The 15,595-nt window shown below is 68.3% G+C and carries 13 protein-coding genes; 3 read left to right on the forward strand and 10 right to left on the reverse strand.

Annotated features, from left to right (window positions below):
- Positions 1–127 precede the first annotated feature (127 nt).
- On the reverse strand, positions 128–799 hold the full coding sequence (locus tag Cco03nite_RS40245) for a GOLPH3/VPS74 family protein (RefSeq protein WP_203699314.1): 672 nt from the start codon (positions 797–799) through the stop codon (positions 128–130).
- Between the two features lie 295 nt (positions 800–1,094).
- Here Cco03nite_RS40245 and Cco03nite_RS40250 point away from each other — a divergent pair, with 295 nt between their 5' ends.
- Positions 1,095–2,534 (forward strand): APC family permease, encoded by a 1,440-nt coding sequence (locus Cco03nite_RS40250; protein ID WP_239168053.1) that lies wholly within the window; start codon positions 1,095–1,097, stop codon positions 2,532–2,534.
- A 75-nt stretch (positions 2,535–2,609) separates the two neighbouring features.
- On the opposite strand, the gene Cco03nite_RS40255 is transcribed toward Cco03nite_RS40250, so the two are convergent.
- Entirely contained in the window at positions 2,610–4,568 is a 1,959-nt protein-coding gene (locus Cco03nite_RS40255; RefSeq protein WP_203699315.1) for a primary-amine oxidase, read from the reverse strand.
- Between the two features lie 139 nt (positions 4,569–4,707).
- Between Cco03nite_RS40255 and Cco03nite_RS40260 the strand changes: the two genes are divergently transcribed.
- Positions 4,708–5,232 (forward strand): GNAT family N-acetyltransferase, encoded by a 525-nt coding sequence (locus Cco03nite_RS40260; protein ID WP_203699316.1) that lies wholly within the window; start codon positions 4,708–4,710, stop codon positions 5,230–5,232.
- Between the two features lie 36 nt (positions 5,233–5,268).
- On the opposite strand, the gene Cco03nite_RS40265 is transcribed toward Cco03nite_RS40260, so the two are convergent.
- From Cco03nite_RS40265 to Cco03nite_RS40295, 7 genes are all read right to left on the reverse strand, one after another.
- Positions 5,269–7,440: an ATP-grasp domain-containing protein gene (locus Cco03nite_RS40265; RefSeq protein ID WP_203699317.1), complete on the reverse strand. Its 2,172-nt coding sequence runs from the start codon at positions 7,438–7,440 to the stop codon at positions 5,269–5,271.
- Entirely contained in the window at positions 7,437–8,747 is a 1,311-nt protein-coding gene (gene ectB / locus Cco03nite_RS40270; RefSeq protein ID WP_203699318.1) for a diaminobutyrate--2-oxoglutarate transaminase, read from the reverse strand. Before ectB ends, Cco03nite_RS40265 begins: the two co-directional genes overlap by 4 nt.
- Before the next feature lie 66 nt (positions 8,748–8,813).
- Positions 8,814–9,701 carry a cupin-like domain-containing protein gene (locus Cco03nite_RS40275; RefSeq protein WP_203699319.1) on the reverse strand — a complete coding sequence of 296 codons (888 nt, stop codon included), beginning with the start codon at positions 9,699–9,701 and terminating at the stop codon, positions 8,814–8,816.
- Complete coding sequence (locus Cco03nite_RS40280) at positions 9,698–10,771, reverse strand: PLP-dependent cysteine synthase family protein (RefSeq protein ID WP_203699320.1); 1,074 nt, start codon at positions 10,769–10,771, stop codon at positions 9,698–9,700. Before Cco03nite_RS40280 ends, Cco03nite_RS40275 begins: the two co-directional genes overlap by 4 nt.
- A gap of 133 nt (positions 10,772–10,904) precedes the next feature.
- Positions 10,905–11,543, reverse strand: a complete 639-nt coding sequence (locus Cco03nite_RS40285) for an FMN-binding negative transcriptional regulator (protein ID WP_203699321.1) — start codon at positions 11,541–11,543, stop codon at positions 10,905–10,907.
- Positions 11,536–11,985, reverse strand: coding sequence for a DUF3291 domain-containing protein (locus tag Cco03nite_RS40290; RefSeq protein ID WP_203699322.1), 450 nt, complete (start codon positions 11,983–11,985; stop codon positions 11,536–11,538). The genes Cco03nite_RS40285 and Cco03nite_RS40290 overlap by 8 nt, the downstream gene beginning before the upstream one ends.
- A gap of 47 nt (positions 11,986–12,032) precedes the next feature.
- Entirely contained in the window at positions 12,033–13,364 is a 1,332-nt protein-coding gene (locus tag Cco03nite_RS40295; protein ID WP_203699323.1) for a SidA/IucD/PvdA family monooxygenase, read from the reverse strand.
- Between the two features lie 307 nt (positions 13,365–13,671).
- On the opposite strand from Cco03nite_RS40295, the gene Cco03nite_RS40300 reads away from it, so the two are divergent.
- On the forward strand, positions 13,672–14,862 hold the full coding sequence (locus Cco03nite_RS40300) for an NAD(P)/FAD-dependent oxidoreductase (protein ID WP_203699324.1): 1,191 nt from the start codon (positions 13,672–13,674) through the stop codon (positions 14,860–14,862).
- Positions 14,863–14,899: 37 nt separating this feature from the next.
- Here Cco03nite_RS40300 and Cco03nite_RS40305 read toward each other — a convergent pair whose 3' ends face one another.
- Entirely contained in the window at positions 14,900–15,538 is a 639-nt protein-coding gene (locus Cco03nite_RS40305; protein ID WP_203699325.1) for a GOLPH3/VPS74 family protein, read from the reverse strand.
- Between the last annotated feature and the right edge of the window lie 57 nt (positions 15,539–15,595).

Genomic DNA, 15,595 nt, shown 5'->3' on the forward strand with positions numbered 1-15,595 from the left:
TGGCCGAATGGCGGCTGCGGTCCGATCGGACCGCAGCCGCCATTCGGTGAAGATCTCCTCAGCTGCCGAACCGATACGTCTTGATCAGCGCGTCCTTGGTCTTCGGCCCGACGCGTACATGCGCCGGTCATCGGCGCACCCGGCGGGCCAGGGCCGCCTTGGTCGTGGTGACACCCTTGATGATCGCCTGCTCGGCCGGATGCATCCGGTCCAGCAGCAGCGCCGCGTTGTAGGCCGCCTCTTCCGGGCCGACCGTCGGGATCGCCTCCCACATCTCCATCGCCGCGACCAGCCCCGCCAGCACCGCGTAGTGCGCGTTGGCCGGCGGCTGGCGGCGGCCGGGCGGGTCGCGCAACACGCCGAGCATCAGCGAGCGCGGCCGGGCGGCGACGAACGGGTTGACGGCCACCAGGCGGCTCTGCCGGCTGAGCATGCCGCGCTGCACCTCCTCGATCACCGCCTGGCGCTTGAGCCGCTCGGCGACCAGCGCGTACAGGTCCTCGCGCAGGTAGTCGATCCACGACGCGGCCGGGTGCGTCACGGGTTCCTGCGCCGCGACCTTGCCGAGCACGTGGTCGAGGACCGGGTCGCCGGTGAACGTGGGCGTGGTGCGCACGACGACCGCGCCCTCGTCCAGGGCGATCGCGCGCTGCCAGCCGAGCTCGATGAGCACGGCGGCGGCCAGGCCGAGACCGAACTGCTCGTCCCCCGCGTGTTTCTTGCCGGTGTACTCATGGTGGCCGATGAGGAAGAGCTCGTCGGCCACGGCGAACCGGTCGGAGACGGGGAGAGTCGACATGAGGGTCCTAGATCAGATTCACTGCGCGCCGGAGGGTGTCCAGGCATGCCACAGCGCATGCCGTCGTCTGTGCAAATTGGAAAGGCTAGTGGAGTCGGCCGATCCGTTCAACAGCGTACGCATCGAGGGTGACGTACTTCATTAACAATGTGTAACGCACATTGAGCCATGTACCTGCACGCATTACTATGCACCGACCGTTCACCCCGAACACAGGACTAGAGGACCCATGACCACCTCTGAACAGACACGGGGCTCTGCCATCCCCTCGGGCGCCTCCTCGCCCTTGCCGCCCATGCTCGCCCCCGCCGACCTCGGCCTCGCCCGCCGCCGGCTCAGCACCAGCTCACTGGTCTTCTTCACCGTCTCGGCCAGCGCGCCGATGACCGTGCTCGCCGGCGGCGTCGTGGCCACGTTCGCCGTCACCGGCTCGGTCGGGGTGCCGCTGGCGTTCCCGATCGTCGCCGCCGCGCTCGCGCTGTTCGCCGTCGGCTACGCCGCGATGAGCCGCCACGTCGTCAACGCGGGCGTGTTCTACGCGTACGTGTCGCAGGGGCTGGGCGGGGCGCTGGGGGTCGGCGCCTCGTTCGTGGCCCTGCTGGCGTACAACGCCATCCAGATCGGCCTCTACGGCCTGTTCGGAGCCGCGCTCGGCGGGTTCGTCGAGGCCAACGGCGGCCCCGCGCTCGCCTGGTGGGTATGGGCACTGGCCGCGCTCGCCCTGGTCGCGATCCTGGGCCTGCTGCGCGTCGACCTCAACGCCAAGGTCCTCGCCGTGCTGCTCATCGCCGAGGTCGCCGCGGTCGTCCTGTTCGACCTCGGCTCGTTCGCCAACCCCGCCGGCGGCTCGATCACCTTCGACGGCCTCGACCCGGGCAACCTGTTCGGCCCCGCCATCGGCGGCGTGCTCGCCTTCACCGTGGCCGCGTTCGCGGGCTTCGAGAGCGCCGGCGACTACGCCGAGGAGGCCAAGGACCCCCGCCGCACGGTGGCCCGCGCCCTGTACACGGCCATCGCCATCACCGGCGTGCTGTACGCCCTGTCGGCGTGGGCGCTGACCGTCGGCGCCGGCCCCGACAACGTCGTCGCCCAGGCCCAGGACCCCGCCGCAGGGCTGCCGTTCTCGCTGATGGCCGCGCACTTCGGCGACACCGTCGCCAACGTCGCGAACCTGCTCCTGCTCACCAGCGTGTTCGCGGCGCTGCTGTCGTTCCACAACACCGTCGCCCGGTACCTGTTCGCCGCCGGACGTGAGAAGGTGCTGCCCGCCTCGCTGGCCCGCACCGGCCGGCGCACCTCCGCGCCGTTCGTCGGCTCGCTGCTGCAGACGATCCTGGCCGTCGTCGTGGTGGCCGTGTTCGCCGCGCTCGAGCGCGACCCGGTGCTGGAACTGTTCACCTGGCTGTCCTACGTCTCCGCGGTCGGCCTGCTGGTGCTGATGGTCGGCACGTCGGTCGCCGTGCTGGCCTACCTCAACCGCCACCGCGGCGCCGAGACGCTCTGGCAGCGCACCGTCGCCCCGATCCTGGCCACCCTCGCCCTCGGCGCGATCACCGTCATGACGATCGTCAACTCCGACGCGATGCTGGGCGCCGAGGCCGACTCGCCGCTGCGCTACATCCTGCCCGGCCTGGTCGGCGTCGCCGTCGTGCTCGGCGCGGCCTGGGGCCTGGTGCTGCGCTCGTCGCAGCCCGCCGTGTACGAGCGGATCGGCAAGGGCGGCCCGGCTGAATGAGCCGCGCCCCACGGGGGGCCCACAGATCTGAGGCAGGGGCGGACGCGACGGCGTCCGCCCCTGCTCTCGTCCCGCTCAGGAGCAGCAGCTGTCGCCCTCGGCCGTGGGCGTCGCGCAGTGCGACGCCGTCGACGCGGGCACGTCCAGGGTCGGGTTGCGGTCGAAGAAACCCACCGGCTTGAGCGTGAACCCGGCCCGGTCCACCGGCATCACCGGCCAGTCCTCGGTACGCGGGAAGTGCGTCAACCCGAACGTGTGCCACAGCACCACGTCGGTGGCCGTCAGGTCCCGGTCCTGGGCCGTCCACGCGGGCAGCCCCGCCCCGCCCGCGTGCTGGTTCGGCAGGTCACCCGACGGGTAACGCTCCGCCGGGTCGTACGCCGTCACCCACAGGTGGTGCGTGGCGAACGCCGCCCGCTGCGAGATCGACGCCGACGGGTCCGCGGCCAGCACCGGCTGACCCTGCGGGTACAGCGCGTAGCCGACCGGCTGGCCCAGCCGGTTGAGCCTGCCCGGGTTCACCACGTGCCAGGCACGGGCGGAAGCCGGCTCGGCCATCCGCGCCCCCTGCGACTCGCGCTCCAGCGGCGTCACCAGCTTCGTGAACGCGTTGCCGTGCGGGTTGTCCGGCCCGACCGGCAACCGCTGCAGCTGCACCTCGTTCACCGTGTTCGCGACACCGTCGACGGTCATGTCCAGCCGCGCGCACCACATGTGCTGGTGGTACGGCCCGCCCAGCCCCGGCGCGACCTCGTCGGCGTACGGGCTGCCCGGCACGTACGACGAGGTGAACATGACACCGGTCGCCTTGCACTCCAGCTCGATCGTGCCGTCCAGGTACAGGTACCAGTAGAAACCGTAGTCGTAGTTGCCGACCGTGACGAAGAACGAGATCACCAGCCGCCGCTGCCGCCGCGTCTCCGACGAACCGGTGAACAGGTCGGTGTGCTTCCACAGCACCCCGAAGTCCTCCTCGTGCATGCAGATCGCGTTCGGGCGCGGCTGCGGCTCGCCCAGGTCGTCGGCGACCACCGCGTCGAAATAGTGGATCTCGCCGAGGCAGTCGCAGCCCAGCTGCAACGCGTTGACCTGAGCGCCCAGGCTGTACTCGCCCGCGTCGAAGTAGTTCTGCCACCACCGCGCCGGCGACGGGTCCGCGTACGGCACCACCATCTCGGCGACGCTGGCCCGGTAGACGATGTCGCGGCCGTTGAGCGACAACTGGTGCAGGGTCAGGCCCTCCCGGGCGTCGAACCCGATCCGGAACTGCCAGCCCTCCCAGCTCACCACGTCGTCGTCGACGGTGAAACTCGGCCCCTCCGGCTGCGTGATCTCGATCGGCTTCAGCGTCGTGCGCAGCGGCCCCACGTACTCCGGATCGTCGTGGTTGTGCTCGGTCGACGGCACCGGCAGCAGCACGTCGTCGATCAACTCGATGACCCGCCGCTCGGTCAGATCCACGTACGCGACAACGCCGTCGACCGGGTGCGCCCACGGGTGGTCGGCCTCGCGGTGGCGTACGAACGACAGCACCCGCACCATGCGCCGGCCCTGCTCGTCCGGCTTCGTCGCCGCGCCCGCCGACAGCGGGCAGGGGCACACCAGGTCCAGGTCGGTGATGCCGCGCCGGGCCATCGCCGCCCGCCAGCCCTCATCAGCCTTGACGATCTCGTCGGCGGCGATGTACTCCTCCAGCATGATCGCCGGCTGCCCGTCGCGGACCGGGTCCAGCCGCCGCCGGCTGTCGACCTCACCCTTGGACAGCGACACCACCGTGTCGGTCGCCACGCCCGTCGCGACGTCCAGCAGGATCACCCGGGCCCGACGCGGCACCACCGCACCACCGGTGTCGAGCACCTCACCCTTGGCCGGCTCCTCCAGACCCACGTACGTGAACCGGGTCGACTCCCCCACCAGTCCCGCGGCGCTGAGCACCGAACGGGCCTGGCGCATCTCCTCGGCGGACAGGCGGGCCAGCGGATGCACGGCGTCAGGCCGCTGCGGGGAGATCGGGTGCAGCGCCGAAGAACTCATCGGTGGTCGCCTCTTTCATAGACAGTCACGGACACCCGAACATCCTCTGCGCAGCCAGGTCCGCTGTCGAGTCCGAAGTGGCGCCGAGCAGGTGCGGCAAAGCACCGCCGGCGAGCTTTCCGCACTCTACGATCGGGCCATGTTCGACTTCCAGCCCACCCTGGCGGGCGAGTTGGTCCAGGTACGGCCGCTGCAGGCGGCGGACTTCGACGGTCTGTACTCGGTCGCCGCCGATCCGCTGCTATGGGAGCAGCACCCGCAACCCGATCGCCACCAGCGGGACGTCTTCGGGCGCTTCTTCCTTGACGCGCTCTCCTCCGGCGGCGCGTTGGCGGTCGCCGATGCCGTCGACGGCCGCCTCATCGGCAGCTCCCGTTTTCACGGCTACGACGAGGCACGCAGCGAGATCGAGATCGGATGGAGCTTCCTCGCCCGGTCCCACTGGGGAGGTGCGTACAACAGGGAATTGAAGCACCTCATGCTCCGGCACGCCTTCGCGTACGTCGACACCGTCGTCTTCCTCGTCGGGCCGTCAAACCTGCGCTCACAGCGGGCGGTGCAGAAGATCGGTGGCGTACCGGCGGGGACCAGGCTGGACGGGAGCGGCTCGCTCAGTCTCGTCTACCGGATCGAGTCGCGCGACTGGCCCCAGCCTGCGGCGTGAACTCGCCACGTCACGCGTAGCCGCCGGCCGGTGCCGCTACCGGGGCTCGTAGAGGGTTTGCTCGATTCGTCGCAGTTCCCGGTAGTCCGCGGTGATCTGTGCGGGGTCGTCGGAGATCAGGTAGACGAAGCCCGGAGACGAGACCACGTCGATGGTGCGCGGCAGCGGATGCCCGGCGGGCATCGCCATGACGGTGTACGCATACGACGGCAGGGCATGGATTCCGGCCATCGCCTCAGCCGTGGGCACCACACCGCCCTCCCCGGCGTTGATCAACGATACGTGGCGCGGATGCTCCAGCAGCCGGTAGGCCACCGGCGGATGCCGCAAGAACTCCGCCGGTCTGGCGGCGGCGAGCGCCAGCAGATGCATCTGGCTCGTGCCGAGGCAGCGCATGTTGATCTCCGGCACCTGTCCGCCGCCCAGCCGCGCCCCGCACTCCACCAGCACGGGTCCACGCGCGGTGAGCATCACCTCGCTGTGGCCCGCCCCGTTGCGGATCTCCAAGGCATCCAGCACCTGGCGGGTGTACCGCTCGATCGCCACGGCGTCGGCATCGTCGGCGCGAACCGGCTCATGGTGGTCGAAGATGATGTGACCACCCGGGACCTGACGTTTGTAGTAGCGCCAGATCTCCGCCGTTCGGTGCTCGCCGTGCCGGCTGACCGTGTTGACGAAGTACTCGTCGCCGGCGAGGAACTCCTGGGCGATGACCTCTGTGTTGTTCCGCCCATAGCGATCCACACCGGCCACGATCTTGTCGAAGGCGGCGCGCACCTGCTCAGGCGTCGCACAGGTGACCACGTTGTCGGTGCCCGCGCTGGCCACCGGCTTCATCACGACCGGCCACCCGGCCACCCGCTCGACCCAGCCGACGATCTCGTCGACGTCTCGGGAGAGGATGGTCGCCGCATGCGGCAGCCCAGCATCCCGCAGCGCCGTGACCATCTCGTACTTGTTGCGGCGTGACCCGGGCCGGCTCATGCCGTTGCCCGGCGTGCCCAAAGCTGCGGACAGCTGATCAGCCAGTTCCACGCCCGACTCGGCTCCGGCGACGACCAGCCCGACCTGCAACCGGCGCAGCTCGCCGACGGTGGCATCGACGTCGTCGTGGCTCAGTTGACGCACGAATCCTTCCTCGGCAGGCACGAGGTGGAGATCCGGGCTGGACGACTGGACATGGACACACTCTGCACCGTACGCACGCAGCGCTGCAGGCAGATGGCGTCCCGTCGAGTAGGCGTCGACGATGGCGACGCGTCCGGGCTGCGCGTGCCGCTGGGCCCGATGCCGGGTCACGACCCCCCAGGCGACCAGGGCGGTGATGCCCATGATGCAGCCGACCGACAGCGGCGAGACCGTCAGCCGACGGTCGAACAGCTGGAAGGCGAGCGCGAAGCCCGGTCCGAGGCAGACCAGCAGCGAAACGGTCATCGGCTCGGCGTGCTTGACACCGAGTTGAAGCAGGTAAAGCGGCACGACGACCGAGATGGCGGTCAGCACCAGACCGGGCAGCAGCGACTGCGCCAGGCGTGGCTGGGCCGCGGCACCGACCATCAGCCAACTCGCCGCGATCGTGATGAAGAATCGCACCGCCAGCACGGACTTCGGGGAGAACGCGGAATCGCTCAGCCGCTTCGACAGGACGATGTTGGCCGCCGACGCGAGGCCCGACACCACCGCCAGGCCGACGCCCAGCACGGCCTCACGGTGGCCGATCTGCCCCACGGCACTACGGCCGGTCAGCGATCCCCAGGTCAAGGCAAGGATGAGGACGAAGATGCCGGCTGATGCACCCATCTCCGCTGCCACCGTCTTCGAGCTGCGACGTAGGATCGGGCCCGCCAGCGCGACGAAGACGGGCCCGACGGCGAGGCTGAGCACGTTGACGATGGCCGGCTCGATGTACTTCAGCGAGAACAGCACTGTCAGCCAGGCCATCGCGGTCGTGACGTTGATCGCCACGACGTCGCGCCACCGCGCGCGCACCATCGCCACGATGCCCGAGCCGCGGGTGCCCAGTTCAAGGGCAGCGAACAGAACACCCGTCAACGAGAACGAGATCGCCGCGACTGCCGCCGGATCCAGCGACTGGAAGACCCGTCCGGCGTACACGTTGACGACAGCCGTCATGAACGCGTAGCAGACGACGGGAGCCACCCCACGGCCGATCACGGACGGCCGTCCGGGAACGTCCTGGCTGCTCACGGCTGCGCACCTGCCTCATGGTCCACCGCCGTGCGGAGGATCTCCAACCCCTCCAGGAGTTCCTCCGATGAGATCAGCAGCGAAGGCAGCAGTTTGATGACCTCATCTCGCGAACCCGCGGTCTCCACGAGCAGCCCGCGTTCGAACGCGGCCCGGCTCACCCGCGTGGCGAGCTGCGGGTCGTCGAACTGGAGCCCCCAGACGAGCCCCCGGCCGCGGTGAGTGCCACCCTGTTCCGGGTGCCGCGCGCACAGCGCCCCCAGGAACGAGTCGACGACACCGCCCAACTCCTCGGTGCGACGACGCAACCGGTCGTCGGACCAGTAGGCGCGCAGCGCGGCCGTGGCGGTGACGAAGGCCGGGTTGCTGCCGCGGAAGGTCCCGTTGTGCTCTCCCGGGCTCCACACGTCGAGTTCGCGTTTGAAAATCGTGAGAGCCATCGGCAGGCCGTAGCCGCTCAGGGATTTGGACAGGCAGACGATGTCCGGCACGATCCCCGCGTCGTCGAAGCTGAAGAACGGTCCGGTCCGGCCGCAGCCCACCTGGATGTCGTCGACTATCAGCAGCATGCCCGTCCGGGCACACAGCGCGGCGAGCCGCTGCAGCCACGCCGTGCTCGCCGTGTTGACCCCGCCCTCGCCCTGGATGGTTTCGACGATGACCGCCGCCGGCAGCTCGACACCGCTGCCGGACACCTCGACGAGGTCCTCCAGGAGGCCAAGACCGCAGACGCCGTTACGTCCGAACCCCTCGTACGGGATCCGCAAGACGTCATCGAGCGCCACCCCGGCACCCGCTCGCTTGGCCGCGTTGGCGGTGACGGCGAGGGCGCCCAGGCTCATGCCGTGGAACGACCGGGTGAAGGCGGCGACCGTCGGCCGCCCGGTCACCTTCCGAGCCAGCTTGAGCGCCGCCTCCACGGCGTTGGCGCCCGTCGGGCCGGTGAACTGGACCTTGAAGTCCATGGCCCGCGGCTTGAGCACGAGGTCGCCGAAAACCTGTAGGAACGTCGCCTTCGCCTCGGTCATCAGATCGAGGCTGTGCACGACGCCGTCGCCCCGGACGTAGTCGATCAGAGGGTCCCTGAGGAGCGGATTGCCGTGACCGTAGTTGAGAGCGCCCGCTCCCATGAAGAAGTCCAGGTACGGCTTGCCATCGGCCGAGTACATACGGCTGCCGACCGCCCTGGTGAAGGTCACCGGCCAGCTCCGGCTGTAGGCGCGCACCTCCGACTCGAGGTCGGCACTGTCGCGGTCGGCTGCCGCCGGCCGGTCGATGATTCCTGTCGGCTTGACCATTGTCGTCATCTCCTAGGCGGGCGGGCCGGGATGGGTGCCCGGCCCGCCGTCGTCATGGCTCGGCTATCCCGCCGGTCAGCTGACGTACGTCAGGTAGGACCGGTAGAAGGGGAAGATGTACCGGTCCGGCACACCCAGCCCCAAGCCGACGTAGGACAGAAGGTTGTAGTAGGCGTTCTTCATCGGCGCACCCTGCAGGACGCTGGCCACGCCGAGGCGGGCGCTGGCGGGCGTGTGCCAGTCGATGTTGAAGGACATCGTCAGGGTGAGGTTCGTGACGTGGTGGAGCGTGCCGGGCGGTAGGTAGAGGATCTCGCCGGGTTCGAGGACGACCGACACCGCCGTGGCCTCTTTGGCCAGCGGGAACGCTTCGAAGTCGGGGTCTGCCGGATCGAATTTGGCCCAGCGCCACCGGTGGGTGTAGCACAGCCGGCGCTGGTCGGCCGGCACGAGGATGAACCGTTTGCGGCCGGCCAGATGGAAGAACAGATTGTTCGTCAGAAGCGTGTCGAAGTGCAGCGGCGTGACGCTTCGCGTCGGGCCCATGAAGTACTGCACGTACTCCTGCCAGTTCTCCCGGTACCACTCGGGGAACAGCTGAAGCGGGAACGGCTGGACGTCGGCGATGAGCGACGGGAAGATGCGGAACAGCGGCACATCGTGCAGGTATCCCGGCATGTCGGCCGGCTCCCCGCCGCGGAGCGCGGCTTCATACTGCTCCAGCGCTCCCGAGTAGCCCGCCAGAGAGACACGCTCACGCCGCCCTTCCGCGACATTGCCCAGCTTGACCGCCAGATTCTTCTCGTCACCAAATCTGCGGAAGTACTCCAGGCCCCAGTCCAGTGCCCGCCACTCGGAGGTCAAGCCCCGAATGACCACGGGTCTGCGCTTGTCGACGAACTCGCCGAAGAACTCCTTGCCATCGATGCCTTCTACGCGAGGCACCGTTTTCCAACTACTCACGACCGCTCGTCCTCCTGCTCGTCGTGGATGCCGACCGACTCGTCCAGGAGTCCGTTGGCCGCCATCCAGTCGTCGTCGTAGACCTTGGACATGTAGCGACTACCTGTGTCGGGAAGAATCACCAGGACTTTCTTGCCGACCGCCTCCTCGCCCGCCTCGCGGATCCAGCGAAGCGCCCCGACGATGGCACTGCCGGAGGAGATCCCGGCGTAGATGCCTTCCTCCTTGAGCAGCCTGCGGGTGAGTGGGAAGGCTTCCTTGTCCTCGACTTGGACCACGTCGTCGATCAGATCGAAGTCGATGTTGGCCGGAACGCAGTCCTTGCCGATGCCTTCGATGAGGAAGGGCTGGACCGGCGGGCTCTGGCCGAATTTGTACATGTTGTAGAGGACCGACCCCACCGGATCGACGCCGATCACCTTCAGCGACGGCTTCTGGTCCTTGAGGAATCTGCCGGTGCCGCATAGCGTGCCGCCGGTGCCCAGTCCGGCCACGAGCACGTCCACGTCCGGCAGCTGGCGCAGGATCTCCGGACCAGTGTGCCGGTAGTGGTAATCGCGGTTGGCGAGATTGTTGTACTGGTCGATGTAGACCGAGTTCGGCTCCTCGTCGGCGATCCGGCGCGCCACGCGGCAGTAGTTCCTCGGATCGTCGGGCGTGACCGTCGGGGTGACCACGACCCGGGCCCCGAAGGCACGCAGGGCCTTGATCTTGCCTTCGGACATCTTGTCGGCGACCGTGAAAACGCACCGGTAGCCTTTGACCGCCGCGGCCATCGCCAGCCCGATGCCGGTGTTGCCCCCGGTGCCTTCCACCACCAGGCCGCCCGGCTTGAGCACGCCGCGCCGTTCCGCGTCCTCCAGGAGCCACCACCCGATCCGATCCTTGATCGAACCGCCGGGATTCATGAACTCCAACTTGGCGAGCACCTCGGTGTGCGGGCTCTCCGGCAGCCGGTTCAGGCGGACGATGGGGGTGTTGCCGATCGCGCCGAGGATGTTGTCGAAGACCTGCTGACGGCCGGCCTCCTGGGCAGCCCCTGCCGGCTGCTTCGTTCGTATCTGCGTCATGTTTCCTCAGGCTTCTGCTACCAGGTACACGTTTGCGGAATGGTGTTTGCGCAGCCGTGGCTGCGCCGGATCCACGTGCTGCTGGGCGGTGCGACCTCGGTCGCAGACCGGCGGCCGTCGGCGGCCACCGACTTCACCGTTGCTCTCGGAAGCCGCCCATGTCGTCGGCCAAGTGCGGCAGCAGAGCCTCCTGCCTGGTCCGCAACTTGTGAAGCAGCCCCGCGTGCGCCTTCATCCGGTCGACGAACGCCTTCTCCTGACCGAACTTGAAGACGCCATACATCGACGTCACCTCGATGCGGAAGAAGGTGATGTTCCGGATCATCGCTTCGGCCGCGCGGCTGGCCGTGTCGAGGCGGTATCCCGTCCCGTTCGCCGCCTCGAGGACGTCGACCATCCGCACCATGCAGTCGGTCTTGCGTGCCGCATCCTCGATGAGCGCACTCGTGCCCGACAAATGCGCCACCGCGTAGTTCCAGGTGGGAAACTGCTCCGACGCATAGTCCAGCGGGGAGACGTACCCGTTCGGGCCGTGGAACACCGCCTCCACCAGACGGCCGTCCAACTGCTCCAGCAACGGGTTCCGGCTGTCGGCATGGCCGTACAGGACCGGAGGTCGGCCGTCGGACCGCTCGACGGTCACCGGCAGGAACATCAGACCGGCGCCGGCGCCGCCCTCCGGAACGATGGTGGCGAACGGGAAGCTCTCGACCAGGAGCAGGATCCGGCTCGGGTCGCTCGTTCGATACCCCGCGGTCAGGTACCTATCCATCGATGCTCGCCGTATCCGGCACGTGATCGAAGTCGAAGGCGTGCGCGCTCGGGCCGTTGTCCTGGATGTGCCTCAGGCGCGCCTTCGCCTCCTCGAGCGAAGGCCGTGCCGACTCCTCGACCCACCAGAGGACATAGCTCGGCTTGTCCCAGTGCTCGAACCACGTCCGGCGCTTCTTGAGCACCTCCACGTGCCGGGACTGATAGACGAAGTCCTTGAGAGTGGCCACCGATTTCCACACCGACAGGTTGAAGATGATCGTCGGGTCGTCGAACGTGCGGATCGCCGTCGCATTGCCGGTGTCGTCATGCAGTCGCCAGACGAAGCCCTCCCACTCGTCGGCCACGGCGTTGACCTCACCCAGGCGATCGACGAAGTCCTGCATGGCAGGGTGCTCCAGCGGGTACCGCTCCTTAGAGATGTTGAACTGCGCAATGTACATCAATTCCCCCGATTGTTCGTCGTCGTCGGATCGTCGGCGCGGCCGGCTCAAGGCCCCGTGAGGAACGCCGCCAAGGCACGTTCGACCTCGGCCGCGCGGTAGGACAGGAGGCTGAACGAACCGGCGTCACCCAGACCGTGCGAGGACTCGCACAGTCCGTTGAGGAAGATGGCGGGTGCGCTGCCGTCGTCAGCAGGCACGAGCTGATAGCTGCGAGTCACCCGCAGCGTCCCGTCGTCGTCCTTCTCGTAGGCGTCCGCCACCTGCTCCAGCAGCGGATGACAGAGCTCCTCGTGCTCGCGGGTGCCGAAGTTTCGGAACCCGGTTGCGAGCACGACCGCATCGACATGCAGCTTCGCGGTACTTCCGTCGTGCTCGTCGAGCAGCGACAGGAGCACGCCACCATCGACCAGGGCCACCTCGGTGACGTGGGCGTTGTTCCGCAGCACGATCGACGAGTCGTCACGCACGCTGTTCTCGTAGAGGGTGAAGTACAGCTTCTTGATCACATCGTGGTCGACGGATCCGTAGTTGCTGCGCAGCACCTGCTCCGTGAGCCGTTTCTTGGACACGGGCGACGCGCTGTAGAAGTAGTCGGTGTGGCTGGGAAACAGCAGGTCCTCGGTGAACGGACTGGTGTCCTTCAGAACGTAGCTGAAGTTGCGGAAGACGCTGTTGACCACGGTCCCCGGCAGGCTCGCATGCAGATCTAGGATGATCTCCACCGCGCTCTGGCTCGACCCGATGACGGCGACCGAGGCCGGCGCCCCGTTCTTCTTCCAGTCCTCCCGCCGCACGACATAGTCGTTGGCGTGGAAGACGGCGTCTCCCAGCGCCGGGCGGAACAGTTCGGGCACGTGCCAGGATCTGCCCGGAGCGAACGACAGCGAGCGCGCCCGCAGCGTTCGGTTCTGGGTGTCGACCTGCACGGTCCGCTTACCCGTCGCAGGATCGGGATCGTCGGAGAGCGAGATCGCGACGACGCGCTCTGAATATCGCACCTGCTCGGCGAACTGGTCCGCTACCCATCTGACGTACCGCTCGTAATCCGCGCGGGGCGGATAGGGTGCGTCGAGGTTGAGGAAGTGGAACAGCCGTTGCTGGCTCTTGAGATAGCTGAGAAAACCGAAGCGGCTGCACGGATTGACCGGTGTGATGAAGTCACGGAGCGGATTGTGCTGGATGTCCGAGCCGTCCAGCAGCATGCCGGGTTGCCAGGTCGGGCCTGCGTTGGCTTCCAGGAAGGCGAGCGAACGCCCGCTCTGACTCTCAGAGTGCGCAACCGCCAGCGCTATGTTGGCCGGGCCGAATCCGACGCCGATGGTGTCGAAGAGCGTGTCGTCATCTGAATCAACGCATGGTTCAACGTTGTGCTGCAAAGCCTGTGCCCCCGTAAAACCGTGTGCTCATACGCCGAGTGAATCGCGAGAAGTCTCCACTCTCGCCGATCCGGAGCCGCGAATGTATATGTTGCCATGCATCACTACAAGGTCGCTTGCCGCGATCACGCCATCGATGGGCCGCGCCGTCAACATTCCGCCACGCCACGTACTGCAGATGACCTCCGCCTTCCCGCGGCACGTAGCGCCATCACCACTCGGCCGAACGTTCTGTGACATGCGTCACCAGGTGCTGATCGACGACAGTCGTTGAGGCAGATCATTTCAGCGAGTATCGTCGCGCCGCATGACGCGGCGAATCATTGTGGTGGGAGCCGGGATCGTCGGCACAGCGGTCGCGGAGCGGCTCGGTGCCCGCGGCGACTGCAGCGTCACGGTGGTCGAGCAGTCGAGCCGCGGCCGGCTGACAGGATCGACCGGCCACGCGCCCGGATTCATCGGACTCCTCGCAGACCAGCCTGCGATGATCGAGCTAGCACGCCGCAGCGTCGACTGCTACCGCCGGCTGCAGTGGCAGGGCCTGCCCGGATTCGAACCGGTCGGCGCGCTCGAACTCGCCCACACCTCGCAGGCGGCAGACCAGTTGACGGCACGAGTCGCGGCGGCGGCAACCGCCGGTATCTCCGCGACGTTGCTCGACCCGGCCGAAGCCGTGGCGATGGCACCACGTCTCGCGGATCCGCACCGGGTGCTCGCCGCCTTGCACCTTCCCGAGGACGGCGCCGCACGTGCTGCCGTCGTCACCTGCGCGCTACAGGCCCGTGCTGCCGCCGCCGGAGTCCGTTTCCTGTTCGGCACCCAGGTCACCGGCATCGAGGTCCGGACAGGGCGGGTCGCGTCCATACGAGCGGGGTCCGGGGATCTGCCCGCCGACGACGTGGTGCTCGCCTGCGGCATCTGGGGCGGCGACATCGCCGCCCACGCCGGGGTGCACCTGCCGCTGTTTCCCATCCTGCATCCGTATGCCTACAGCGCGCCCCGAGCGGTCGCCTATCCCCCGACGCCGCTCGTCCGATGGCCCGAGGCCAGGGTCTACGCCAGGGACCACGGCGACCGCGACGGATTCGGCACTTCCGACCACCGTCCGGTGCTCGTGGCAGCGCCGAGCGATCGCGCCGAGCTCGACTGGCCCGGCGGACACCTCGACGACGCGGTCGACGCAGCCCTCGCGCTCCTCCCCCCGCCGCACCGGTGGCAGACCGGCAGACGGCAGGCCGGCCTGCTGTCGATCACACCCGACAAGCTTCCGCTGCTGGGGCCGATCAGCGGGATCGGTGGCATGTGGTCGGCGGAAGCGATCTGGGTGACCCACGCGGCGGGTGCCGCAGACGCGTTGATGAAGATGATGTACGACGAGGGCCCGGCGATCGCAGTCCTCGATCCAAACCGCTTCTCCGGTGAATCTCCTGGTGAGTTGAGGCGGCGTGCCGCAGCCCGCTACCGAGACGCCGGGGACGACCGAGAACACGCAACCTGATCACGAGTGGTCGGTCCTGTGCGCGAGGGTCATGCCGTCAGCCGTGGGCCTGCAGGGCGACCGCGGCCACGGCGGAGTCGACGGCGGCGAGCAGGTCCCGGTAGCCGGGTACGAGCCGGCCGGGCAGTTCGGCCAGGCGCTGGCGCGTCGTCGCAGAGGACAGGGTCGGGGCGACGATGCTCAGGTCGACGGCGGTGGCGATGCAGGCCAGCAGCGCCGACTGCGGGTCGAAGTCGCCGGGCCGGGTGAGCAGGAAGCCCAACCGCACCATCGAGCGGGTGGCCTCGGTCGGGTCGGTCGCCGGGAAGCGGACCTGCACCCGGCCGGTGAACGTGCGGCTGGTCTCGCGCCGGACCACCCCGTGCCCGACCAGCCGGTAGGCGACCAGTTCCTTGATGTCGCCGCGCAGGTGCTCGACCCACTGGTGCACGCGGTGCCCGGGGCCGACCTGCTGCAGTTGCGCGACGATCTGGTCGGTGACGGGGTCGCCGTTCTGCTTGGCGGTCCAGCCGGTGAGGCGGCCGCCGTCGACGGTGATCGTCTCGTCGATCATCAGTTCGCCGAGCGCGGCCGCGGCCAGGCCGACCGACAGCACGTCGTGGTTGAGTCTGGACTTGCCGCTGTACTCGTCGTGTCCCATCATGAACAGCTCGTCCGCGAGCGCCAGCTCTGGCATCGATTCTCCCCAATGGAACCCGGAAACGCGGCGTGGCCGGAGCACCGCTCCGGCCAC

This window comes from Catellatospora coxensis (assembly GCF_016862635.1).
GTDB lineage: Bacteria > Actinomycetota > Actinomycetes > Mycobacteriales > Micromonosporaceae > Catellatospora > Catellatospora coxensis.

Excerpts from the sequence above, each read along its gene's own strand:
- Cco03nite_RS40280 (WP_203699320.1), bottom strand. The coding sequence starts at position 10,771 with ATGACGCAGATACGAACGAAGCAGCCGGCAGGGGCTGCCCAGGAGGCC.
- ectB (WP_203699318.1), bottom strand. The coding sequence starts at position 8,747 with ATGACGACAATGGTCAAGCCGACAGGAATCATCGACCGGCCGGCGGCA.
- Cco03nite_RS40260 (WP_203699316.1), top strand. The coding sequence starts at position 4,708 with ATGTTCGACTTCCAGCCCACCCTGGCGGGCGAGTTGGTCCAGGTACGG.
- Cco03nite_RS40285 (WP_203699321.1), bottom strand. The coding sequence starts at position 11,543 with ATGGATAGGTACCTGACCGCGGGGTATCGAACGAGCGACCCGAGCCGG.
- Cco03nite_RS40300 (WP_203699324.1), top strand. The coding sequence starts at position 13,672 with ATGACGCGGCGAATCATTGTGGTGGGAGCCGGGATCGTCGGCACAGCG.
- Cco03nite_RS40245 (WP_203699314.1), bottom strand. The coding sequence starts at position 799 with ATGTCGACTCTCCCCGTCTCCGACCGGTTCGCCGTGGCCGACGAGCTC.
- Cco03nite_RS40255 (WP_203699315.1), bottom strand. The coding sequence starts at position 4,568 with ATGAGTTCTTCGGCGCTGCACCCGATCTCCCCGCAGCGGCCTGACGCC.
- Cco03nite_RS40305 (WP_203699325.1), bottom strand. The coding sequence starts at position 15,538 with ATGCCAGAGCTGGCGCTCGCGGACGAGCTGTTCATGATGGGACACGAC.
- Cco03nite_RS40250 (WP_239168053.1), top strand. The coding sequence starts at position 1,095 with ATGCTCGCCCCCGCCGACCTCGGCCTCGCCCGCCGCCGGCTCAGCACC.
- Cco03nite_RS40290 (WP_203699322.1), bottom strand. The coding sequence starts at position 11,985 with ATGTACATTGCGCAGTTCAACATCTCTAAGGAGCGGTACCCGCTGGAG.